The organism is Pseudomonas sp. 300, from assembly GCF_055803035.1.
This window is the reverse complement of sequence record NZ_JAVLRV010000001.1, coordinates 615,918-638,000: the sequence shown is the minus strand read 5'-3', so window position 1 is coordinate 638,000 and position 22,083 is coordinate 615,918. Positions and strand designations below refer to the sequence as shown.

Sequence of the window (22,083 nt, the reverse complement as noted above, 5' to 3'; positions counted from 1 at the left end):
AAAAGAATCACCAGACTACTGAATGCGGTTTAAAAAAAAAGATTAAAAAGCCACTGGGAACATAGAGATAAATCAACATTGCATTGAATTTCAGAATCTAAAAAACAATTAATTAGCCCCCTGAAGCCACCGAAGTATGGTGACCGGCACAATGGGAGTTTTTAGGGGACGTCAAAGAGGCTAAGATGCCCCCAGATTGCCACCAGGAAACCGACCATGCGCTTATCCGAATTCATCAGGCAACACGTAGACCGTATCGTCGATGAATGGGAGCAGTTCGCCAGAACGATTACCCCGGCAGCCGAAAACATGGATCGGGTTTCCTTGCGTGATCACGCCAAGGAAATCCTGCTGGCCGCCGCTCGAGACATGACCACCGCGCAAACCGCCAGCGAACAACGCGCCAAGGCCAAAGGCGAAGGCCCGGAGAAAACCCCGAGCCTCGACGAAGCCGGCGCCAGCCATGGTGAACTGCGGCATACCGTGGGCTTTGATCTGGTGCAGATGACCAGCGAATTCCGCCACCTGCGCGCCTGTGTGATCCGGTTGTGGGTCAACAGCCTGGAATCGCCGGACCTTGCCTACTTCCAGGACATGATCCGTTTCAATGAAGCCATCGATGAAGCCCTTGCCGAATCCACGGCGGCTTATGCCGAACAGGTCAATCGTTCGCGGGATATCTTCCTGGCTATTCTCGGCCATGACCTGCGCGCGCCATTGCAAGCCGTGAGCATGTCCACCGAATTGCTGATGCGCAAAGCCCCGCTTGAAGACGAAGCGCTGGCTTGCGCGGTCAATATCAAGCGTGGCGCGCGGCACATGGCGGTGATGGTCAGCGATTTACTGGAGCTGGTGCGCAGTCGCCTGGGCAAGCGCCTGCCGATTGAACCGAAACCGATGGACCTGGCCGATGCCGCCCACGCGGCGATTGCCGAAGCGTGTGCCGGCAATCCGGAGTGTGATCCGACGGTTCATGTCGAGGGAGACACGACAGGCGTCTGGGATGCCGGACGCCTGGCTCAACTGCTGCAAAACCTGATCGGCAACGCGTTGCAGCATGGGTTGAACAAGCGGGATGTGACGGTCACCCTCAGCGGCGAGCCCGATGCGGTTCGCCTCACGGTGCATAACTACGGCGCCCCGATTCCCGACGACGCGTTGGGCACGATCTTCGACCCGCTGGTGCGCAGCGCCGATGAACAACTCGGCCAGCCCTCCACCAGCCTCGGGCTGGGTTTGTTTATCGTCAAGGAAGTGGTCGATGCCCACGCCGGGACGATTAAAGTCAGTTCGAACGAAACCGACGGGACGTTGTTCACGGTGGTGTTGCCGCGCAATATCCGCAGCACTGTGTAAGAGCCACCGGCACCTCACTATCAGTTCTGATAGTTCCCGGCACTCTGCAGTAGAGGCACACTAAGGGCGTTGATCAAAGTCGACTTTCTCACCAAGGAAAGGCTCCCATGACCTCCGCCCCTTCACACCCGTCACGCTCCCTGTTGCTGGCGACTGACAGCAAGCACTCGATATTCGCTGAACTTGCGGGGGGGCGTCCTAACTCCGTTGCTTATTCCGCCTATGGCTACCAGACCGCCCGGCAGAAGATAGCCACGAACCTAGGGTTCAACGGTCAAATACGCGAAAGCAACATCGGATGGTATTTACTGGGCAACGGCTATCGAGCTTACAACCCGGTCTTGATGTGTTTCCATAGTCCGGACGGCTGGAGTCCGTTTGGAGCGGGCGGGTTGAATGCCTATATGTATTGTGGGGGTGAGCCAGTGATGGGTTCAGATCCGTCGGGGCACTTTAACCCTGCAAAGTGGGGGCGAAATATCAAGAGGATATTCAAACCCAGAACGACAAATTCGTTTCCTGCTCTCGAAGCCAGACCACGAACTAGCCGCAACGAATATGTGCCACTTCCAGTGAGCTCGCGTGCGACGGCTACTCCAACGTCAACAGTGAACCTCCCCTCTAACACAAACCCACAAACACCCCCATCGGTGCGAAACAATAGACGTAGAGGGCTACCGGACGGGTATGAGGACTATCAAGTTCCACCGCCAAGGCGCTACCTCAAACCAGAATCTCCTCTTGGTCAAGTATTTAGCGCCGTAGCCAGCAACGCATACGGTCCAACGGGAAGAAGTACAACGCCGGCTCCATTGCAGAACCCCTCGTTGCCAGGCTCGTCCGGAAGACGGCCGTGGGTCCAAGCCGAAACGTCTACCTATGTAGTCCCTCCTCTTGCGCCAAGAAGACTAGAGAGCGGTGCCACCCGTTTTTACCGTGGTCAAGTAACTGAAGATGGCAGGGTTATGCATAGTAGTTATGAAAAGGCGAATTTGAGCTCGATACAAGACCAAATCAGAAGGGACCCACCAGCACCAGGTGGTTGATTTTTGACCATTACCAAAGGAGGTGGGCCCTTGGTTCCTCACTGGTCAGTAAAGCGATGGAGGCGTCGAGGCGCCCCCGTCCACAACCTACGACCTACTCCACCACCAACCGCCCCAACCGCTGCTTCAGCATCCGGTTCTCGGCCCGCAGTTGCTGGACTTCTTCGAGTAGATCCAGCGCCAGGGCAACCCCTTCCCACTCCAGCTCCAGGTCGTGCCGCAGCTTGGCGGCACGTTTGGCCAGCGCCAGCTCATAATCGTTGAAACGCCAATCCTTGGGCTGCTTGCCCTGAGGTTCGAGGATGCCGTGCTCGACGATTTCGATCACGTAGACGTCCGACAGTTCGGTCGCCTCACAGAATTCTGCCATGTCCAGTTGAACGATCAGGGGGTTGCTCATGATGGGCTACTCCGTCTCTTGGATCAGAAATTTTCTCGCGGGTCGAATGCAGCTTTTTTCGCCAGTTCCTGCCACAACGCCTTGACCTCATCGCTCGAGGTTTTTGGCATGACCGCCTTCAATTGCACGAACAGATAACCCCGTTGACCGGCCTTGTTCAACAAGCCATGTCCCTTGGCGCGCATGCGCTGGCCGTTCTGGCTACCGGCCGGCACCTTGAGGTTGATCTTGCCTGTGAGTGTAGGCACAGCCACTTCGGTGCCCAGTGCCAATTCCCATGGCGCCAGCGGTAGCGTGATGATCAGGTTCTCGCCTTCGACGTCGAACTTCGGATGCGGCGCGAAGCGAATGATCAGGAACAAATCGCCGTTGGCCCCGCCACCGACTCCCGGCGCACCCTGCCCTTTGAGGCGGATGCGCTCGCCGTCGGTCACGCCGGCCGGGATTTTCACGTTCAGGCTTTTGCTGGTGTTGCTGACGTGCTGGCCCGCCGCGTTGTACTGCGGCACCTGGAAGGTGACCTTCTTCGATTCGTTCGAGAGGGTTTCTTCCAGAAAGATCCCAAGCTCCATTTCCACGTCTTGCCCTCGACGTCCGGCGCTGCGGCCCGACTGCCCACCACCAAAACCCGGACCACGGTTGCCGAAGATCGAACTGAAGAAGTCCGAAAAATCGCCCGTATCCTGGCCGCCACTGAAACCACCTGCACCCCGCCCCTGCCAACCCGGCGGGCCCTGGAACGGTTGGCCGTGCTGGCCGTATTTGCGCAAGTCGTCGTATTCGGCGCGCTTGTCGGCGCTTTTCAGCGCTTCATAGGCTTCCGAGGCATCCTTGAACTTGGCTTCGGCGTCCTTTTCCTTGCTGACGTCCGGGTGGTATTTGCGCGCCAGTTTGCGATAAGCCGCTTTGATCGTCTTATCGTCCGCTGTCGGTTCCACACCGAGAATCTTGTAATAGTCTTTGAAGTCCATCGTAGGAATCACCATCCATTATCAAAATCGCGCCGTCACCGACAGCATGCGCTCTTTGGCAGCCGCAGGGTTGACCGATCTCAAGTTTGTGACCGGGCAGCGCATCAGAAGTTTATCGGCAGCAGAAGGCGGTTCTTGCGACCGTCCGATGGCTGCCAGGCTCATTGCAGACAAGTTTGGGGCATCCCGCCAGCTTATCAAGGCGCTATTGGCTGAGATTTAGCGGATAGTCGGCCTTCGAATCTGCGTCGCACTGACATACACTGCGCGGCCGTTTTTTAACCGGAACCTGATAGACATGAAAAACGCATCTCCAGCCCGTGCCTGTGGTATCGACTTCGGCACGTCCAACTCCACCGTCGGCTGGCTGCGCCCCGGCATGGAAACGCTGATCGCGCTGGAGGACGACAAGATCACCCTGCCGTCGGTGGTCTTCTTCAACATGGAAGAACGCCGCCCGGTATACGGCCGGCTGGCGCTGCACGAGTACCTGGAAGGCTACGAAGGCCGGTTGATGCGTTCGCTCAAGAGCCTGCTGGGCTCCAAGCTGATCAAGCACGACACCAGCGTTCTGGGCACGGCAATGCCGTTCAAGGACCTGCTCGGGTTGTTCATCGGCCAATTGAAGAAGCGCGCCGAAACAGCCGCCGGTCGCGAGTTCGACGAAGTGGTGCTGGGCCGCCCGGTGTTTTTCGTCGATGACGACGAAATGGCCGACCAGGAAGCGGAAAACACCCTGGTGGACGTGGCCCGCGCCATCGGCTTCAAGGATGTGTCGTTCCAGTACGAGCCGATTGCGGCGGCGTTCGACTATGAATCGACCATCGAAAAGGAAGAGCTGGTACTGATCGTCGACATCGGCGGTGGTACGTCCGACTTCTCGCTGGTGCGCCTGTCACCTGAGCGCCGCAACCACGACAACCGTCACGATGACATCCTCGCCACCGGCGGCGTGCACATCGGCGGGACCGATTTCGACAAGCAGCTGAGCCTGCAAGGCCTGATGCCGCTTTTCGGCTACGGCAGCCGCATGAAGAGCGGCGCCTACATGCCGACCAGCCACCACATGAACCTGGCGACCTGGCACACGATCAACTCGGTGTACTCGCAGAAGTCGACCCTGGCTTTGGGCAGCATGCGCTACGACATCGAAGACACCGGCGGCATCGACCGTCTGTTCAAGCTGATCGAGCAACGCGCCGGGCACTGGCTGGCGATGGAAGTGGAAGAAACCAAGATCCAGCTGACCCATGCCGACAGCCGCCATGTGCCGCTGGATCGCATCGAGCCGGGCCTGAGCGTGGAGCTGAGCCGGGCGCTGTTCGAATCGGCCATCGACAACCTGCTGGAGCGCGTGCGCAACAGCGTGACCCAGTTGCTGAACGACGCCAATGTGCGGGTCGATCAGGTGGATACGGTGTTCTTCACCGGCGGTTCGAGCGGGATTCCGGCGTTGCGCAACAGTGTTTCGGCGATGTTGCCGAATGCGCGGCATGTGGAAGGGAATATCTTTGGCAGCATCGGCAGCGGCCTGGCGATCGAAGCGGCCAAGCGTTACGGCCCGATGGACTGACCCGAAACCGGGGTGCACCCATCGCTAGCAGGCTAGCTCCCACATTGGATCTGTGGTGTTCACAAAACCAGTGTGGGAGCTAGCCTGCTAGCGATGGCGTCAGATCAGGCAATACATCTCTGGGATCAAACCATCCCCACTTGCTTCAACTCACTCTTCAAATACGCGTAATAAATCGGCCCCGCCACCACCCCCGGCAGGCCGAACGCGGCCTCGAACACCAGCATCGCCAACAGCAACTCCCACGACTTGGCACTGATCTGCCCACCGACAATGCGCGCGTTGAGGAAGTATTCGAGCTTGTGGATAACAATCAGGTAACCCAGCGCGGCCACTGCCACCCAGATCGACAGCGATAGGCCGACGATGGTGATCAGCGTGTTCGACATCAGGTTGCCGATCACTGGCAACAGGCCGAGCAGGAAGGTCAGCACGATCAGGGTCTTGGTCAGCGGCAGCTTGATGCCGAACATCGGCAAGACCACCGCCAGGAAAATCCCGGTGAAGAAGGTGTTGAGCAAGGAAATCTTGATCTGCGCGAACACGATGTTGCGGAAGGCCTGCACCAGCAGGTGCAAACGATCGAACAGTGCAGCGGCCAGCGGCTTGCGCTTGGTCAGGTCTGGCACCCGTTGCAGGGCGATGATCGCGCCGAGCACCATGCCGATCAGCAACGTCACGAACATGTGCGCCGCGTCTTTGCCCACCAGTTGCAGGTCGCTGAGGTGTTTGCTCATCCACTCGCCAATCGCCACACGGAACTCGGCAGCACTGGCCGGAAGATAGGCGTCGATGAACGGCGGCAATTGCCCGCGCGCGCGATCGACCACGTGCATGAATTTATCGAGGGAAGCACCGGGGTTTTCCGCTTCATGCAGCAGAAAACTGATGGCGCCAGCGAAGATCAGCGTCAGCACACTGACCACTAATGTCCCCAGCAACGCCACCGCCAGCCAGCGCGCACGCCGACCTTCGATCAGCCGCTGCAATTGCGGGGTGAGCATGTTGACCAGTTCGAACACCAGCAGGCCGGCCAACAGGCTTGGCAGCAAGCGCAACGGGATCACCAGCAGCAAGCCACCAAAGATGATGACCCAACTGATAACCAGCAAGACTTGGCGTTGAGAAAACGTTGGCATACAGCCTCAAAACGAACGGCGTAAAAGGATTGGCAGTCTGCCAGCGTTCGGGTGTCAGCACTAGGGATTGTGTGGGTCGACCTTGATCGGGGCTCGGATGTTTTTTTGCAGTGACCTTACCGGCCCCATCGCTAGCAGGCCAGCTGCCACAGGGGAATGCATTCCAAGTGTGGGGGCTAGCCTGCTAGCGATGAGGTCCTCACAGTGCCCCAGTCCAGTGCTTATTTTTTCTTCAGGCAATCACTCATGAACGCCTTTCGCTCATCCCCCTTGAGGGCTTTGGTCGCGGCATCGGCATTACAGGTTTTCATCTTCTCTTGCTGAGGGCTCAGGGCTTTGGCGTCATTGGCGGCTGGCGCCGCTTTGAGGCAGGTGCTCATGAAGGCTTTGCGCTCATCGCCCTTGAGGCTTTTTGCGGTAGCGTCGGCATTGCAGGTGGTCATCTTGTTCTGTTGGGCAGTGGCAGCAAAGCCCTGGGAGCAGAGCAGCAAACCGATCATCAACAAAGGGACACGCAACATCTTCATGGAGTTTTCTCCTTGTTGCCGCACCGAGGGGCGCGGCCTCGCTCTGGAGTGTAGACAAAGCCTGTTACACCTTCCTGCCCGACAGATGGCTGCGGCGATACTGCTCCGGCGTACACCCAGCCTGACGCTGGAACATGGCGATGAACGCCGAACCGGTGCTGTAGCCCATGTCGAACGCGATTTCCTGAATGCTGCGATGACTGTCCAACGCTTCGATCGCCGCCAAAAAGCGCAGGCGCTGCCGCCATTCGCCAAAACTCATGCCCAACTCGCGCACAAACTGCCGCGCCAGGGTGCGCTCGCTGACGTGGATCTGCTCTGCCCACGCCGACAGCGGCCGGTTATCTCCCGGTTCAGCCTGCAAGGCTTCGAGAATGCCGAGCAGTCCGGGACTGCTGGCGTAGGGCAAATAGCAGTCGTGGACGGGCGCCTGCTGCAGCTGATCCACCAGCACTTGGGCCAGGCGTTGGTCGGCCTCTTGCTCGGGAACCTTCACGTCACGGGCGGCGAAGTCCTTGAGGATCGCTTTGAGGATGTCGCTGATGGCCAGGGTGCAGGCCTGCTTTGGCAACTCGCGGCACAGCGCAGGCGCGAGGCAGACCGCGCGGTAGTTGATGGGCTGATTGCTGTAGAAACTGTGTTCAATCTGCGGCGGCACCCACACGGCGTATTGCGGGGGCGACATGAAACGGCTGCTGCCGATTTCCATGTGCAAGACACCGTTGGCCGAATACTCCAGGGTGCCCCAGGGGTGACGGTGGGCGGAGGCATATTCGTGGGTGTCGAAGTCGGCATAACGGAAGTAGACCGGCGAAGGCAATTCGCTGAAGTCCAGCAGGTCGATGTGTTTACTGGTCATGCTGTCCGTCATCCGGGGCAGGTTGTCTGGATCGAAGTATAGGCTTTCATCCAGACAGGCGATAATCAGCCCTTATTAACGTTTCTGGTTTTTCCGATGCAATACGCTTATCCCCTGCTGGCCATTTTCATTTGGGCTGGCAATACCGTGATCACCAAAATGTCGGCCGGAGCGATCTTCCCGGCCGAGATCGGTTTTTACCGCTGGCTGCTGGCCGGATTGCTGTTCACGCCGTTCATGCTCAAAACCGTGATTGCCCACTGGTCGGCCATCCGCCCGAACCTGGGGAAGATTTTCATCCTCGGCGTGCTGGGCATGGCGGTTTATCAGAGCCTGGCGTACTTCGCCGCGACGCTGACCTCAGCCACCAACATGGGCATCATCCTGTCACTGATGCCATTGATGTCGCTGGCCATGGCAATCATCAGCCTCGGTCAGCGTCTGACGGCGGGAGCGCTGGCCGGTGCGGTGTTGTCGTTTGCCGGCGTGTTGGTGGTGGTGTCGTCCGGCAGCCTCAGTGCCTTGCTTGAGCACGGGGTAAATCTGGGCGATGCGATGATGTTGATCGCCACGCTGGCCTACGCGATTTACAGCACGTTGCTGAAAAAATGGCAGCTGCGTTTGCCGCCGCTGGTGTTGTTGTATCTGCAGGTGTGGGTGGCGGTGGTGGTGCTGTTTCCGCTGTTCGCCGTGTCACCAAAAATCGGTCCGACGCTGCAGAATATTCCGCTGGTGCTGTACGCCTGCCTGCTGGCATCAATGGTTGCGCCGCTGGCGTGGATGCAGGCCGTGGTGCGTCTGGGGCCGAGCCGGACGACGCTGTTTTTCAATTTGCTGCCGGTGATTACTGCACTGATTGCCGCGGCGGTGTTGCATGAGCAATTGGCGATGTATCACCTGGTGGGCGGGGTGTTGACGTTGGGTGGGGTGATTGTTTCGGAGCGCTGGACCACCGTGCTCGGCCGCAGGATTAGCGTCGCCTGATATGAAGTCATCGCGAGCAGGCTCGCTCCCACAGGGGAATGCAGTCAACTGTGGGAGCGAGCCTGCTCGCGATGAACGATGATTCGGTTTATCTGACGTTACACCCCCGCCGCCTTCAACCGCGCCGCATGCTCGACAAACAACCGGATCGGCTCCGCCCCCTTCCCCACCAACCCCAACGACTGGTTGACGATGTCGAAGTGATCCAGCGGATACTCATCGCCAATCACCGTGCCGAGGTGCGAGCTGTAACGCCCGACCATCCCGTCGCAATGCCCGACTTCGCGCACGAAGGTTTTGGCAAACAGTCGACAACTGCGATTCGTCCCGTCCAACAGATTGCGCCCGCGATCGGTCTTGCCCGGCTGCAACGTGCCGGACCACGAGTAATAGCGCACGCCATTCACCTCTTCCGGCCCGTGTCCGCCCCATGTGTCAGGCAGACCCTGTGGATAACGCTGGTTGAACAGCGCCACACCCGCCGTCGTCAGCGATTCATGGGAGGCGTGGATATCCACCGGCAGCTTCGGCCCGCGATAACCGGTTTCCAGCAGGCTCATCAACGCACCGATCACCCGCAATAAAAACGCCAGCAGCCGTCCCTTCGCACTGTCCGCCGGGTAGTGTTTGTGCAGGTAATCCGCCAGTTCCGAGCCGTGATTGGGGCCTGCCACCGAGGTGACAGAAGCCACACGATCCGGGCGTTTGGCGGCGGCGTATCGGGCCGTGAGCGAGCCCTGGCTGTGACCGATCAGGTTGACCTTCTCGGCCCCGGTTTCCCGCAGGATCTCTTCGATCTGCGCCAGCAATTGTTCACCGCGCACTTCATTCGAGTGCAGCGGCGAAACCTGCACCGCAATCACCGTCGCACCACCCCGGCGCAACGCCGCCACGATCCCGTACCAGTAGGGATAGAGCACCAGACGGATAAACCCGAGCATTCCCGGGACCAGCACCAACGGATAACGCGTGGCAGAACCTTGCGACATGGGCGGACATCCTTGTGATCGGTCAGGTGACGCAAGGCTGAATGCAAGACATCAGCCAAGCATCGACATCAAAAATGACAACTCGACGACCAGTCTATGACATCTCCCCTATTTCAACCCCGCCACCCCTGCCACGATCAGCCCGACCGACACCAGTTTGACCGCCGTCAGGCTTTCACCGAGCAGCGCAAACCCGAGAAACACCGTGCCGAGTGAGCCGACAGCGGTCCAGATCGGGTAGGCGACGCTCACCGGTAATTCGCGCATGGCCAGGGTCAGGAAGTAGATCCCGCCCACCGCCGCCACGACCGTGATCATCGACGGCCAGAGCCGGGTAAAGCCTTCGGCGTACTTCATGCCCATGGCGAAGGTGACTTCGAACCCGGCGGCGATCAGCAAAAACACCCAGGCCATCTAGAACTCCCTGGCCAGCGCCAGCAAACGCTGCTCGGCCTCGGCAGCGGAGATCTCGAAGGTACGTGCGGCGGACTCTTCACCCTCGGCGGCCACGACGGTGACATCCGTCATGCCGATGAACCCCAGCGCGGTGCGCAACAGCGTATCGGCATGGTTCAAGGCCTCCAGCTCTCCCCCGGGACCGAAACCGAACCCGCCACGGCTGGTGACGATCAGCGCTTTCTTGCCCTGTACTAGTGGCTCGTATTGCGCGACGCCGTTGTCCAGCGTGTGATTGAAGGTCAGCCCGAGTCGCACGATTTGATCGATCCACGCCTTGAGGCCGCTGGGCACGCTGAAATTGTGCATCGGTGTGGAAATCAGCAGCAGATCGTGGCCCAGCAATTCCGCGACCAGTTCATCGCTGAACGCGAGATCGGCCTGCATCGTCAGCGGCCGCGCCTCGGGTTGCGGGTAAAACGCGGCGGCCACAAACGCTTCATTGACCGGCGGAATCAACGCCCGTCCGACTTCGCGGCGAGTCAGTTGCGCTTGCGGATGACGCGCCTGCCAGGCGCTGAGAAACACCTCGGCCAAGCGACGGGAGTGGGAACGTTCGCCCCGCGGACTGGCGTGAATGGCAAGAATTTTGTTCATCTGAATCTCCTGAGGACTAAACTCGAACGGCGTGTAGCGTGCAGCTTGTGCTCGCGAACGCCTCGCCTCAAATGAGCAAAAATCAGCTTGGGTGAATTCATTTCATCCATGGAGTGTTCAATGTTTGCCTCGCTGCCGCTGACCGCCTTGCGCGCCTTCGAATCCGCCTCTCGCCTGCTGAGCTTCAAGGCCGCCGCCGAAGAACTGTCGGTGACGCCCACGGCGGTTTCCCATCAGATCCGCTCGCTGGAAACCTGGCTCGGTGTGCCGCTGTTCGAGCGCCTGCCACGGCAAGTGCGCCTGACCGAGTGCGGTGAGCGCCTGTTCCACAGCCTGCACGGCGCTTTTCTGGAAATGGCGCAAAGCGTCGATACTTTGCGCCCGCAACGCAGCGGCGCAAGCTTGACGATTTCCACCACCGCCGCATTTGCCGCGCTGTGGCTGGTGCCGCGACTGGGACGGTTTTACGCCCGGCATCCGAACATCAGCGTACGGCTGGATACCCACTGCGAAGTCATCGATTTGCATCAGGACGCCAGCGTCGATCTGGTGGTGCGCTACAGCCTTGATGACTATCCGAACCTTTATGGCCTGTGCCTGTTCGATGAATCGTTCGGCGTTTATGGCTCGCCGGAGCAGGTTGCGCAGGCCTCTATCCGGGCACCGACGTTGATCAGCGTGCGGTGGCACAACTCGAAGCTGTACGCCCATGGCTGGGAGGCTTGGTGCTCGCGGTCCGCAGAAACCTGGCTGACGGAAAACACGGCGGTCCGGGAGTACGACGAAGAGCATTACGCACTGCAAGCAGCGATCGCCGGGCAAGGCCTGGTGCTGGCGAGCAATATTCTGGTGTCCGAGAGCGTGGCCAGTGGTTTGTTGGTGGCTTACCGGAGTGAAATTCAGGTAAACGGCGCGGGCTACAGCGCGCTCTGTGTACCAGGTCGTGAGCGCCATCCGCCGGTGCGCGCATTTTTTGCGTGGTTGCAGGAGGAAGCTCGATTGTCTGGCCTGTTGCCAAGATCACAAATCTCATCAAACTTTTCGCCGCGCTCGTCACTCACACCTAAGTAGCGATCACTTCCCAGAAAGTGACGCAAAACCGGATCAGCCTCCAAGGAGAACGAGATGAGTGACATGCATTTGTCTGACGTAACCACCCTTCGCGCACGTGCCCGCCAGAACGTCGAGAATGGCGCGGTGACCGAAAGCTACAGCGCCGACCTCGACGAAGTTCTGCGTCTGCTCAACGAGTCGCTGGCCACCGAACTGGTCTGCGTGTTGCGCTACAAACGCCACTACTTCATGGCCAACGGCCTGAAAGCCCACGTCGCCGCCGACGAGTTCCTCGAACACGCGACCCAGGAAGCCGAGCACGCCGACCGCCTGGCCGAGCGCATCGTGCAACTGGGCGGCGAGCCTGAGTTCAACCCTGACCTGCTGTCGAAAAATTCCCACGCGCAGTACGTGGCCGGCAACTCGCTCAAAGAGATGGTCTACGAAGACTTGGTCGCCGAGCGCATCGCCATCGATAGTTACCGCGAGATCATTCAGTATATCGGCGAAAAAGACCCGACCACCCGGCGTATCTTCGAAGACATCCTGGCTCAGGAAGAAGAGCATGCGGATGACATGGCGGACATATTGAAAGACTTGTAACTAACAACTAAATCCTTATCGCGCAATTGCGATAAGGATTTTATAAACACCCCCCTTCAAACCTAAAGTTACAATCACCACATAGACATTTTCCAGCATGGACTTATTCTAACAACCACAACCCAGAGGTTGTTTAAATAAACCTATAAAGGACTGTAACCATGCACATGGAAGAACGACTCGAATTCATTGACTCCCTGCCCCCCCTGCCAGCGGCTTCAAATGAACGAATCATTATGCGCCGTTCGCTGACCAGCGCACCGCACCATAACATTGACAAGCCAACCGCCAGCGTCATGCCTGATACGATCAACGCATTCCTCCCCGGCGTTTCACAGCAAACTATCGATGACGTCAATCTGTGCAAGTTAGTCATGCAGAATGCCGCCACCAAACTTTATCCTGAAGATGCACAACTTTACGAGTGGTACAAATACTATGTGAGCGGCCTGGACAATCTTGGCTGGGTTATACAAAACAAAAACATGGAAACTGTCACCGTCCGAAAAATCGGCCTGACCATGGATCAGGTGGCCCTTCACGTCGCCTCCGCTCTGATCGGAGCAGGTCCCGCCGCCATTTTGGCAAACGCGGCCCAATTGGCTGTCGACGTAGTGCAAAGAGACCCCGGCGCCATTCAGATTTTTGACCGAAACAGGAAAACCGGCACACAATCCAAGTTTGATATCGCGCCGGTTTGGGTCGATACAAACAATCAACCGAACATGCTCCTCAATTGCATTTCCCTGGATGCACGGGAAAGCACGCGCGGCATTCTGTTCTGGAAGTCCACCCAACAGTCCACCACCATAAAAACAGGTGCCGTACGCACCTATCTGGACACTCAGGTTTTCTCGGGACTGCGCTCGGAACTTTATTCCAGGTTCACTGAAGCCGGAAAAAAATTCATCAAGGATCTTCCTGACTTCTAATTACCATTGAATATTTAAATCGACAAATAATTGTCGATTTAAATAACGTTGCCGAGCACAACCCTCGCCTGGAGTTAATAATGGACATCTCCCCATTCGATACCTATCTTGTCAATGGCAACATCACCATTTTTTGTGGCATTCACACTGACACGTTCAAGAGCGACATTTTAAATTCAAGCCTCTATGCCGAACTGGTGGCGACGCAGCGCCGTGGTGATCGGGAAGCATTATGGACAACGTATACAGAAATAGTGAGCAAGTTCAAATGGATCATCAACAGTCGAGAAACGCAGAGCACGGCGTTTGACAATTCAAGTTTGCTGAAGCTCTTGATTCAGAGTGCGGGACCCGCCCTGCCACAAGCTGAACAACACATCGTGGCCAACGCCTTTTCACGAATAAAAAAACTCGAACGCGGCTCATTGGCCATTCATACAATCATCGACAAACTCAACAGCAGCGGCTCTGCGACTGCCGGCGCAACACACACGCTGTTGAACATTGTCCGCCAAGACAAAACCGTATTAACACTGCAGCTATCCTTCAAAACGCCCAAGGTGATTGATATCGACATCCTGGACAAACCGTTGCTGAAGTCAGGCAACGACGAAAAACCCAATATTCGATTGCTGCGCAGCTCACTGAATGAGCTCCAATACAACGAAGTCAGAGAGACGGTGATCAATAAACTCGGGGACAAGATCACTACTGACCTGCTACTTATCCCCATGGCAAACCGATTGAACTGAAATCTTTACAAAGGGATTAATCGCTCTTGAATCGCCCGCTCGAAAGCGATTGAACCGTTCTGACAGACGTCAGTTTTTGACCGTCTTCGGCGCCTTGCCCGCTTTCATCTGTTCCAGCAACGGCGCGCACTGATTCGGCTCGCCACCACTCGGTGCCACCAACGCAAGCAACCCCGCCGCTGGCGCTGCAATCACACCCAACGCCACCATCCCTGCCCCGCGCAGCAGCAGCGGCACCGCTTTGACACCGGCGTCCGGCTTGATGAACTTGCCCCGTACATACAGCGGCGAACGCAGGGAAATCAGGCGCCATCCCTTGGATTCCGGCGTGATGGTCAGGTCCAGTTGCTCAGTCGCCATGTTCGCCGTGCCATCGATGTAGATGATCGCGTTCTCGGTATCGAAGACGAACAACCGAGAGGTCGCCAGTCCCGTCTTGATGTCGAAGTCGGCCGCCGCGCAATTGATCTTCACTTCCTTGTCACCAAAGATTTTGCCGACCACGTAGTTACCAACGTTCAGACCGGCCAGTTCCATCAACTCGCGGCTGATGGCACCGTCGTTGATCAGCATCTTCAGATTGCCATTGGCCGTGCCCAACAGCTTGGCCACCGAGTTGCCGCGACCACTGATGTCCGCATCGCCATTGAGCTCGCCGAAACTGGTCTTCATCGGCTCAAACGTCGGGAACAACTGCTTGAGTTTGAAACCCCGCGCAGTGAGCTTGGCGTTGCCCTCCAGCGGCTCGGTGCGTCCGTTCAGGCGAATCTGCGCATCCAGCTTGCCGCCGGCTACGCCGAAACGCAGCGGTTCGAGGCTGAGCACGCCATCGGTCAGCACCAGGTGCGTGTAGAGATCGTTGAACGGCAGTTTTTCACTGTGGACGATGCGCTTGCCGGTGAATTCGACGTCGGCGTCCATGTCGCGCCAGCGCTCGGTCTTGAACTCTTCGACCGGCAGCACCTTGTCCGCCGGCTGTTTGCTTTCACCGCCGCGAGCCTTTTGCTTGGCATTGGAGTCGGCGCCGATCAAGGGCGCCAGGTCGGCAAACAACAGTTGATTGGAGAGCAGTGAACCGCTGAGTTTCGGCCGTGGCTGGCTGGCGACGTAGGCCAGGCTGCCATGAATGTCGCTCTCGCCGATCTTGCCGTTGAACTCCTCGTAACGGAACACCGCACCGCCTGGCTCATGCAGCTTGGCAATCAAGTGACCGTCGGTTGCGTAGGGTGGTGTATCCGGCAGGGTCACACCTGTCAGTGGATAGAGGTTACCCAGGCTGCTGCCGGCCAGTTTCAGCCGCAGGTCCAGTGCACCGAGGTTGAGCGGATCGGTCAGCGTGCCGGCGAGCTCGACGCTGGTATCGGCAATCTTGACCTGGGCCTGGAGCGGGAACGGTCGGGCCGAATCCTGCAAGGCCAGCAGGCCGCCGATCTTGCCCTCGCCAGCCAGTTTTTGGCCGTGGTATTGGCCTTTGACCTTCAGCGCAAACGCATAATCCTGGGGAGCAGCGCCCTTCTCCTGTGCAGTTTTCGCGGCTTTGTCGCCGACGATATCGCTGAACGGAATCGGCTTGCCCAGCGGGTTGATGATCAGGTCGAGCTGAGTGTTCAGACTCTGGTCGTCGAGGGTGACGTGGCCTTTGTCGAAGCCGATCGCGCCGATGTCCACCACCCAATTTGAAGGTTCGGCGTTCGGGTCTTTCGGGTCGAACTTGAAGGTCCAGTTCGCGCGGCCATCAGCCAGGCGCTGGAGGTCGGCGCTGGGTTCGGTCAAGTCAATGCGCGGGATCGTCACCCGTTGCGCCAACAGGGCCAGCGGCGAAATGCGCAGTTCAACGCGCTTGAGCGTGACCATCTGCGGCTGCTTCGACCAGTCCGGGTTACCGAGGGTCAGGTCCTGCGCCACCACATGAGGCCACGGCACCCAGGCGCGCCATCCACCTTCGTCAAGCTCACGCCGCCAGACCACCGCAAGGTTGCCATTGATGGCAAACGGTCGATGCAGCTCTTCGGAGACTTTGGTGTTGATGGTTGGTTTGATCCGGTTCCAATCGAAGAACACGATGATCAGAACCACTAGCGCCAGTAGCACAGCCAGGCTGGCAAAGGTCCAGGCGAGAATTTTCGGGGTGCGCGTCATTGCACAGGGCTCCTGATTACGACTGAGCGCCCTGACCGCGACGCACGTGTGAAACGTTAGGCCAGAACCGGCCTGCCATGAAACCTAGGACTGGGAAACGCGGTGCAGGTTTAACCGAAATGCCGCTTAACGTTCAAATAATCGGTCGGGGACACCCTGCACGCGAAATCCGGCGTTACCGCCCCCGCACTTTTGCGCGGCGCATGTGAGTCGAAAATACCCACTTCAGTGCGAAAACGTCCGCCGGAAAGGCCCGATCTAGAGCCTTCGCACGGAACAATCAATTCTGTTGATTATTACCATTGCGTTTATGAACTTTTATATCGACTTATCGAGAGTAGCATTGCCCTCGTACCCACTTTATCGCCCCCCCACGGAGCACCCAATCATGAAACGCCAATTACTGCTTAGCCTTACCCTCTCCATGCTGGCCAGCACCGCTTTCGCTCTGCCAGCTGCAGATCAGGCAACTCCCCAAGTTAAATCGAATCACTCGGTGTTCAGCCAGACCGTTGCCGAAGGTGGTAACGATCGCCTGAAAGAAAAAGGCCTGATCTCTCAAGATGGCTCGGACCGTACCCCACAAGGCCAATCCCTTGCCGCTGACGGTTCCGAACGCACCCCACAAGGCCAAACCCTGGCCGCTGACGGTTCCGAACGCACCCCACAAGGCCAAACCCTGGCTGCTGACGGTTCCGACCGCACTCCACAAGGCCAAACCCTGGCTGCTGACGGTTCCGACCGCACTCCACAAGGTCAAACCCTGGCTGCTGACGGTTCCGATCGCACCCCACAAGGTCAAACCCTGGCCGCTGACGGTTCCGACCGCACTCCACAAGGCCAAACCCTGGCTGAAGGCGGTGGTGACCGCGTGATCGAACGCAACAGCGCTGTGAGCTAAGCCCATGGCGGCCCTGAAAAAAAGCCCAATCCACGGATTGGGCTTTTGACTTTATAGAAGCCACACATTCCCTCGCGTCACCCCCGATAGTCGTTCGACGCCGGCAAAGCCGATTTGCTAGAGTGCGCCGCTGTCCTGTCCAGAAAACACCCTTGCGATGCTGCCCCGCGCCGAACAGAAACAACAAACCCGCAACGCCCTGATGGACGCTGCCCGCCACTTGATGGAGTGCGGCCGAGGATTCGGCAGCCTGAGCCTGCGCGAAGTGGCGAAAACCGCCGGCATCGTTCCCACTGGTTTCTATCGGCATTTTGCCGACATGGACGAATTGGGCTTGGTGTTGGTGAGCGAAGTCGGACAAACCTTCCGCGAAACCATTCGCCTGGTACGCCACAACGAGTTCGTCATGGGCGGCATCATCGACGCCTCGGTGCGGATTTTTCTCGACGTGGTGTCGGCCAATCGTTCGCAGTTCCTGTTTCTGGCCCGCGAGCAATACGGCGGCTCGCTGCCGGTGCGCCTGGCCATCGGACGGTTGCGCGACGACATCAGCTCGGACCTGGCGGCCGATTTGTCCTTAATGCCGAAACTGCAACACCTGGACATCGCCGGCCTGAGTGTCATGGCTGATCTCATCGTTAAAAGCGTGTTCGCAACCTTGCCGGACATCATTGATCCACCGGCCGAAGCATTGCCCGAGCATCTGACGCCGCAAGCGAAGATTACCCAACAGCTGCGCTTTATCTTCATCGGCCTCAAGCATTGGCAAGGCCTGGGCAGCACCGAATAATCCCTCTCCATAACACCCCTATCTCCGGCAGGAGCCGGCTATCTGGTGCCTACAACGTTGTGCGACGCGCGACTAATCTGGAGCACACCGTGCGCTGTCATTTGGTGCGCCCAGCACAACCTCGCACCAAATTGCCGCAACAATCTTAAACACCTCCTCAACGCCGACAGGCATTTCCTACACATCCCCCCGATTGGCAAGCCCCTTGCTCTAGCCTGACTATTGTCCATAGCTGGAAGCTTACCGATGCTGGTGATTCATCGCAGAATCGAGCCTCAACCCGTCTGGGCCGCCGAGTTGCACCTGACCTTCGAAGCCCGGAGCAAAAGCCGTTTGCGCTGTTTCAGTGCCGAGGGCGAAGACGTCGGGTTGTTTTTGGAGCGCGGTCAGTCGCCGCTGTCTGACGGCGAATGCCTACAAGCTGAAGACGGTCGCGTCGTCCGCGTCTGCGCCCGCCCCGAACACCTGCTGCACGTCACTTGCGCCAATGCCTTCGAGCTGACCCGCGCGGCCTATCACCTCGGCAATCGCCACGTCGCCCTGCAAGTCGGCGATGGCTGGCTGCGCCTGCTCGACGATTACGTGCTCAAGGCCATGCTCGAACAACTGGAGGCCAAGGTTGAACACATCGAAGCGCCGTTCCAGCCTGAGCACGGCGCCTATGGCGGTGGACATCACCATTCGCGGCATGGCGACGAGGACTTCAACTACCCGCCGAAACTGCACCAGTTCGGCGTGCGCCCGTGAATCCGGCCTGGGCGTTGTTGCGCCTGGCCAGTCCGCAGTTGCCGATTGGCGGTTACAGCTATTCCCAAGGCCTGGAAATGGCGGTGGATAACGGTCGGGTGAATGATTCCGACAGCGCCCGGCGCTGGATCAGCGATCAATTACTGCTCAACCTCGCACGCTTCGAAGCGCCGCTGTTGCTCGCCCATTGCGTGGCCGCCGCCACAGAAAACTGGGCCGAACTGCTGCAACGCTGTGAAGAACACCGCGCCAGCCGGGAAACCCGCGAGTTGCATCAGGAGAGCCGACAGATGGGCTACTCCTTGCAGCAACTGCTCAACGGTCTGCCGGAACTCGATGCACCGGCCCGCGCCTTTCTTGAACAACGCCCCGAACCGCACCTGGCCCTCGGCTGGGCACTGGCCGCGCGCGCCTGGCACATCAGTGCGCAAGATGCGCTGGCCGCATGGCTCTGGAGCTGGCTGGAAAACCAATTGGCGGTGCTGATGAAAACTCTGCCGCTGGGCCAGCAAGCCGCGCAACGCCTGACCAGCGAACTGCTGCCGCTGCTGCAACAAGCCCAGCAGGACGCCACCCGAATCAACCCCGAACACTATGGCAGCGCCGCTTTCGGCCTGTCACTGGCATGCATGGCCCATGAGCGTCAGTACAGCCGTCTGTTCCGTTCCTAGGGCCTGTTATTTTGGAGAATCACATGAACACACAACCTCTGCGCGTCGGCATCGGCGGCCCTGTCGGTTCCGGCAAAACCGCGTTGACACTGGCCCTGTGCCTGGCCCTGCGCGACCGCTACAACCTGGCCGTTGTGACCAACGACATCTACACCCGCGAAGACGCCGATTTTCTGGTGCGCAACGAAGCCCTGGCGCCGGAGCGGATCATCGGCGTGGAAACCGGCGGCTGCCCACATACGGCGATCCGTGAAGACGCCTCGATCAACCTCGAAGCCGTGGACCAACTGAACCGCCGTTTTCCGGGGCTGGACCTGATTCTGGTGGAGTCCGGTGGCGACAATCTGTCGGCCACGTTCAGCCCCGAACTGTCGGACCTGACGATCTACGTGATCGACGTCTCGGCCGGCGACAAGCTGCCGCGCAAGGGCGGGCCGGGGATCTGCAAATCCGACCTGTTGGTGATCAACAAAGTCGACCTCGCACCACTGGTTGGGGCGTCGCTGGAGATGATGGACAGCGACACGAAGCGCATGCGCAACGGCAAACCGTTTGTCTTCAGCAACCAGAAAACCGGTCTTGGACTGGAACAAATCATCGCGTTCATCGAGCGCCAGGGCCTGCTGACTGCAGCCTGATCACGATCAAACTTATCAACAAGGAAGCTTATCCATGACACTTAAACGCATCCTCGGCGCCATGGCCCTGCTGCTGACCCCGGCCATCGCCTTCGCCCACCCCGGTCACGGCGATAACGGCTTGATCGCCGGCATCAGCCACCCGATTGGCGGCCTCGATCACTTGCTGGCGATGCTCGCCGTGGGGCTGTGGGCGGCGCAGCAGAAAGGCGCCGCACGCTGGGCGCTGCCGTGCACGTTCGTCGGCACCATGCTGATCGGCGGTCTGTTGGGGTTTGAAGGGCTGAACCTGCCGGCGCTGGAAAGCGGGATCGCCGCGTCGGTGCTGGCGCTGGGCCTGGCGGTGGCACTCGCGGTGCGTCCGCCATTGGGCTTGGCGGTGGGTGCGACGGCGCTGTTTGCCCTGTTCCATGGCGTGGCGCATGGGCTGGAGTTGCCCGACATGTCGAGCCCGTGGGCATATGCCGCAGGGTTTGTGGCGGCGACGGCGGCGTTGCATGCAGCGGGTTATGCGCTGGTTCGTGTGTTGCCGCAAGCGGCGGCGCCGTTGGTTCGTCTGGCGGGGGCGGCTTCGGCGGCGGCTGGGGTCTGGTTGTTGGCGGGTTGATTCTTTACCGCCAGTGATGGCCTCTTCGCGGGCAAGCCCGCTCCCACATTGGATCTGTATACACAGTTCGAATGTGGGAGCGGGCTTGCCCGCGAAGGCGGCCTGACAGACACCGCAACTCTCAGGCCTGTTAACATGTCGCGCAATCAACTCTGCCGTGACGACGCCAGCCAATGCCACCCGATTCCCGCTCCGCCTCCAAGTCTGAATTGACCGCTCTGTTTGCCACCGTGCAACAGCATTTCCAGGACGTGATCGTGCCCCTCTGGCAAGGCCCCGGCTGGAATGCCGAGCTGGCGCTGCCCTACGAAGCGCTGGATGCCGAGCATCATCCCTTGCCACCGCAACGCTACAGGGCCATGGCCTGCGCGCGGCAGCTGTATCTGTTTTCCAGCCTGATCGGCCAGGTGCCGGGCGCGAAAGAGCGGGCGGCGGCGTTGTTCCGCTCGTTGCAGCAACATTTCCACGATGCCGAACACGGTGGCTGGTTCTACAGCATCGACCCACAGGGCGCGCCGCTTGATCAGCGCAAAGATCTCTACACCCACGCCTTCATCCTCTTCGCCTGCGCCCATTACTGGGACAAGGTTCGCGAGCCGCTGGTGGAGTCGGTGCTCAACGCCGTGCTGGAAGTGTTGGCGCAGCGCTTCAGTACCGGCGACGGCTTGTACGAAGCCTGCCTTGAGCGTGATTGGTCCTTGCTCGACACCGGGCCTCTGCAAAACCCGTTGATGCACCTCGCCGAAGCGTTTCTCGCCACATTGTCGGTGCGTGAAGACCTCGCCGTGCAACGCGCGCTCGTCGAGTTATGCACAGCCATGCAACAGCGCTTTATCGATCCGCAACACAGTGTGCTGATGGAAAAGCCGCTCGGATCTGTGGATAACTGGTTTGAGCCGGGGCACCAGTTCGAGTGGTATTTCCTGCTGGAGTCTTCGCCGTTATTGCGCGACTCCAAACTGCACACTTCTGTGGAACGCGCCTTTGCGCTCACCGAGCAGCTGGGCGTCGATCAATCGAGTGGCGCCGTGCGCGCGATGCTCACGCTCGACGGGCATTCGAAAGATGCCACCCAACGCATCTGGGCTCAGGCTGAATACCTGCGCGCATTAACACTGCGCCCGGACAGCGAATCATCGGTATTGCACCAATTGCAGACGCTGCAACAGCGCTCACTGCATGCGGGGGGCTGGTATGAGTGTCGCGATGAGAATGGTGAAGTGAGCCGACAGGACATGCCTTCGACCACGCCTTATCACTTGGCGACCTGCTATCGCGGACTGGCTGAATATCTGCGCTGACACAAGGATTGCTATCGCCGGCAAGCCGGCTCCTACAGGGTTTGTGTCGTTC

At 58.9% G+C, this 22,083-nt stretch carries 25 protein-coding genes; 16 read left to right on the top strand and 9 right to left on the bottom strand.

The window, feature by feature from the left end; genetic code table 11:
• Positions 1–216 precede the first annotated feature (216 nt).
• The gene (locus tag Q7W83_RS02910; RefSeq protein ID WP_150654546.1) at positions 217–1,356 is read left to right on the top strand and encodes a sensor histidine kinase; all 1,140 of its coding nucleotides are present in this window, start codon (positions 217–219) and stop codon (positions 1,354–1,356) included.
• Between the two features lie 107 nt (positions 1,357–1,463).
• Entirely contained in the window at positions 1,464–2,402 is a 939-nt protein-coding gene (locus tag Q7W83_RS02905) for an RHS repeat-associated core domain-containing protein (protein WP_473655646.1), read from the top strand.
• Between the two features lie 94 nt (positions 2,403–2,496).
• Here the strand turns inward: Q7W83_RS02905 and Q7W83_RS02900 are convergent, their stop codons facing one another.
• Positions 2,497–2,802, bottom strand: coding sequence for a chaperone modulator CbpM (locus Q7W83_RS02900; RefSeq protein WP_473655645.1), 306 nt, complete (start codon positions 2,800–2,802; stop codon positions 2,497–2,499).
• Positions 2,803–2,825: 23 nt separating this feature from the next.
• The gene (locus Q7W83_RS02895; protein ID WP_150633399.1) at positions 2,826–3,773 is read right to left on the bottom strand and encodes a DnaJ C-terminal domain-containing protein; all 948 of its coding nucleotides are present in this window, start codon (positions 3,771–3,773) and stop codon (positions 2,826–2,828) included.
• Between Q7W83_RS02895 and Q7W83_RS02890 the strand changes: the two genes are divergently transcribed.
• Together Q7W83_RS02890 and Q7W83_RS02885 are read left to right on the top strand one after the other, a co-directional pair.
• Positions 3,763–3,996 (top strand): hypothetical protein, encoded by a 234-nt coding sequence (locus Q7W83_RS02890; RefSeq protein WP_150633400.1) that lies wholly within the window; start codon positions 3,763–3,765, stop codon positions 3,994–3,996. The genes Q7W83_RS02895 and Q7W83_RS02890 overlap by 11 nt on opposite strands.
• Before the next feature lie 75 nt (positions 3,997–4,071).
• Positions 4,072–5,346 carry an Hsp70 family protein gene (locus tag Q7W83_RS02885; protein ID WP_084319259.1) on the top strand — a complete coding sequence of 425 codons (1,275 nt, stop codon included), beginning with the start codon at positions 4,072–4,074 and terminating at the stop codon, positions 5,344–5,346.
• A 125-nt stretch (positions 5,347–5,471) separates the two neighbouring features.
• Here Q7W83_RS02885 and Q7W83_RS02880 read toward each other — a convergent pair whose 3' ends face one another.
• The 3 genes from Q7W83_RS02880 to Q7W83_RS02870 all read right to left on the bottom strand — a co-directional run bounded on the left by Q7W83_RS02880 (position 5,472) and on the right by Q7W83_RS02870 (position 7,871).
• Entirely contained in the window at positions 5,472–6,485 is a 1,014-nt protein-coding gene (locus Q7W83_RS02880) for an AI-2E family transporter (protein ID WP_150633401.1), read from the bottom strand.
• Between the two features lie 221 nt (positions 6,486–6,706).
• The gene (locus tag Q7W83_RS02875) at positions 6,707–7,012 is read right to left on the bottom strand and encodes a PsiF family protein (protein WP_150654543.1); all 306 of its coding nucleotides are present in this window, start codon (positions 7,010–7,012) and stop codon (positions 6,707–6,709) included.
• A gap of 64 nt (positions 7,013–7,076) precedes the next feature.
• The gene (locus Q7W83_RS02870; RefSeq protein ID WP_191623736.1) at positions 7,077–7,871 is read right to left on the bottom strand and encodes an AraC family transcriptional regulator; all 795 of its coding nucleotides are present in this window, start codon (positions 7,869–7,871) and stop codon (positions 7,077–7,079) included.
• 96 nt (positions 7,872–7,967) lie between these two features.
• Between Q7W83_RS02870 and Q7W83_RS02865 the strand changes: the two genes are divergently transcribed.
• Positions 7,968–8,855 carry a DMT family transporter gene (locus tag Q7W83_RS02865; RefSeq protein ID WP_150633404.1) on the top strand — a complete coding sequence of 296 codons (888 nt, stop codon included), beginning with the start codon at positions 7,968–7,970 and terminating at the stop codon, positions 8,853–8,855.
• A gap of 98 nt (positions 8,856–8,953) precedes the next feature.
• On the opposite strand, the gene Q7W83_RS02860 is transcribed toward Q7W83_RS02865, so the two are convergent.
• The 3 genes from Q7W83_RS02860 to Q7W83_RS02850 form a co-directional block, all read right to left on the bottom strand.
• Entirely contained in the window at positions 8,954–9,844 is an 891-nt protein-coding gene (locus Q7W83_RS02860) for an esterase/lipase family protein (protein ID WP_150633405.1), read from the bottom strand.
• A 108-nt stretch (positions 9,845–9,952) separates the two neighbouring features.
• Positions 9,953–10,258, bottom strand: a complete 306-nt coding sequence (locus Q7W83_RS02855) for a DMT family transporter (protein WP_150633406.1) — start codon at positions 10,256–10,258, stop codon at positions 9,953–9,955.
• A complete protein-coding gene (locus Q7W83_RS02850) occupies positions 10,259–10,897 on the bottom strand; it encodes an FMN-dependent NADH-azoreductase (protein ID WP_150633407.1) in 639 nt (212 codons plus the stop codon).
• Between the two features lie 108 nt (positions 10,898–11,005).
• Between Q7W83_RS02850 and Q7W83_RS02845 the strand changes: the two genes are divergently transcribed.
• From Q7W83_RS02845 to Q7W83_RS02830, 4 genes are all read left to right on the top strand, one after another.
• Positions 11,006–11,968 (top strand): LysR substrate-binding domain-containing protein, encoded by a 963-nt coding sequence (locus Q7W83_RS02845; RefSeq protein ID WP_224787858.1) that lies wholly within the window; start codon positions 11,006–11,008, stop codon positions 11,966–11,968.
• 54 nt (positions 11,969–12,022) lie between these two features.
• Positions 12,023–12,553 carry a ferritin-like domain-containing protein gene (locus tag Q7W83_RS02840; protein ID WP_150633409.1) on the top strand — a complete coding sequence of 177 codons (531 nt, stop codon included), beginning with the start codon at positions 12,023–12,025 and terminating at the stop codon, positions 12,551–12,553.
• A gap of 161 nt (positions 12,554–12,714) precedes the next feature.
• The gene (locus Q7W83_RS02835; RefSeq protein ID WP_150633410.1) at positions 12,715–13,485 is read left to right on the top strand and encodes a hypothetical protein; all 771 of its coding nucleotides are present in this window, start codon (positions 12,715–12,717) and stop codon (positions 13,483–13,485) included.
• Between the two features lie 80 nt (positions 13,486–13,565).
• Positions 13,566–14,237 carry a hypothetical protein gene (locus tag Q7W83_RS02830; RefSeq protein ID WP_150633411.1) on the top strand — a complete coding sequence of 224 codons (672 nt, stop codon included), beginning with the start codon at positions 13,566–13,568 and terminating at the stop codon, positions 14,235–14,237.
• A gap of 69 nt (positions 14,238–14,306) precedes the next feature.
• Here the strand turns inward: Q7W83_RS02830 and Q7W83_RS02825 are convergent, their stop codons facing one another.
• Positions 14,307–16,376, bottom strand: coding sequence for an AsmA family protein (locus Q7W83_RS02825; RefSeq protein WP_150633412.1), 2,070 nt, complete (start codon positions 16,374–16,376; stop codon positions 14,307–14,309).
• Between the two features lie 388 nt (positions 16,377–16,764).
• Between Q7W83_RS02825 and Q7W83_RS02820 the strand changes: the two genes are divergently transcribed.
• The 7 genes from Q7W83_RS02820 to Q7W83_RS02790 all read left to right on the top strand — a co-directional run bounded on the left by Q7W83_RS02820 (position 16,765) and on the right by Q7W83_RS02790 (position 22,031).
• On the top strand, positions 16,765–17,277 hold the full coding sequence (locus tag Q7W83_RS02820; RefSeq protein WP_150654540.1) for a hypothetical protein: 513 nt from the start codon (positions 16,765–16,767) through the stop codon (positions 17,275–17,277).
• Positions 17,278–17,434: 157 nt separating this feature from the next.
• A complete protein-coding gene (locus Q7W83_RS02815; protein ID WP_150634661.1) occupies positions 17,435–18,067 on the top strand; it encodes a TetR family transcriptional regulator in 633 nt (210 codons plus the stop codon).
• Between the two features lie 246 nt (positions 18,068–18,313).
• On the top strand, positions 18,314–18,814 hold the full coding sequence (gene ureE / locus Q7W83_RS02810) for an urease accessory protein UreE (RefSeq protein WP_150639586.1): 501 nt from the start codon (positions 18,314–18,316) through the stop codon (positions 18,812–18,814).
• Entirely contained in the window at positions 18,811–19,485 is a 675-nt protein-coding gene (locus tag Q7W83_RS02805) for an urease accessory protein UreF (RefSeq protein ID WP_473655644.1), read from the top strand. The genes ureE and Q7W83_RS02805 overlap by 4 nt, the downstream gene beginning before the upstream one ends.
• 23 nt (positions 19,486–19,508) lie before the next feature.
• Complete coding sequence (gene ureG / locus Q7W83_RS02800; protein WP_150634658.1) at positions 19,509–20,123, top strand: urease accessory protein UreG; 615 nt, start codon at positions 19,509–19,511, stop codon at positions 20,121–20,123.
• A gap of 34 nt (positions 20,124–20,157) precedes the next feature.
• Positions 20,158–20,730, top strand: a complete 573-nt coding sequence (locus Q7W83_RS02795) for a HupE/UreJ family protein (RefSeq protein ID WP_473655643.1) — start codon at positions 20,158–20,160, stop codon at positions 20,728–20,730.
• A 173-nt stretch (positions 20,731–20,903) separates the two neighbouring features.
• Entirely contained in the window at positions 20,904–22,031 is a 1,128-nt protein-coding gene (locus tag Q7W83_RS02790; RefSeq protein ID WP_473655642.1) for an AGE family epimerase/isomerase, read from the top strand.
• The last annotated feature ends 52 nt before the right edge of the window (positions 22,032–22,083 follow it).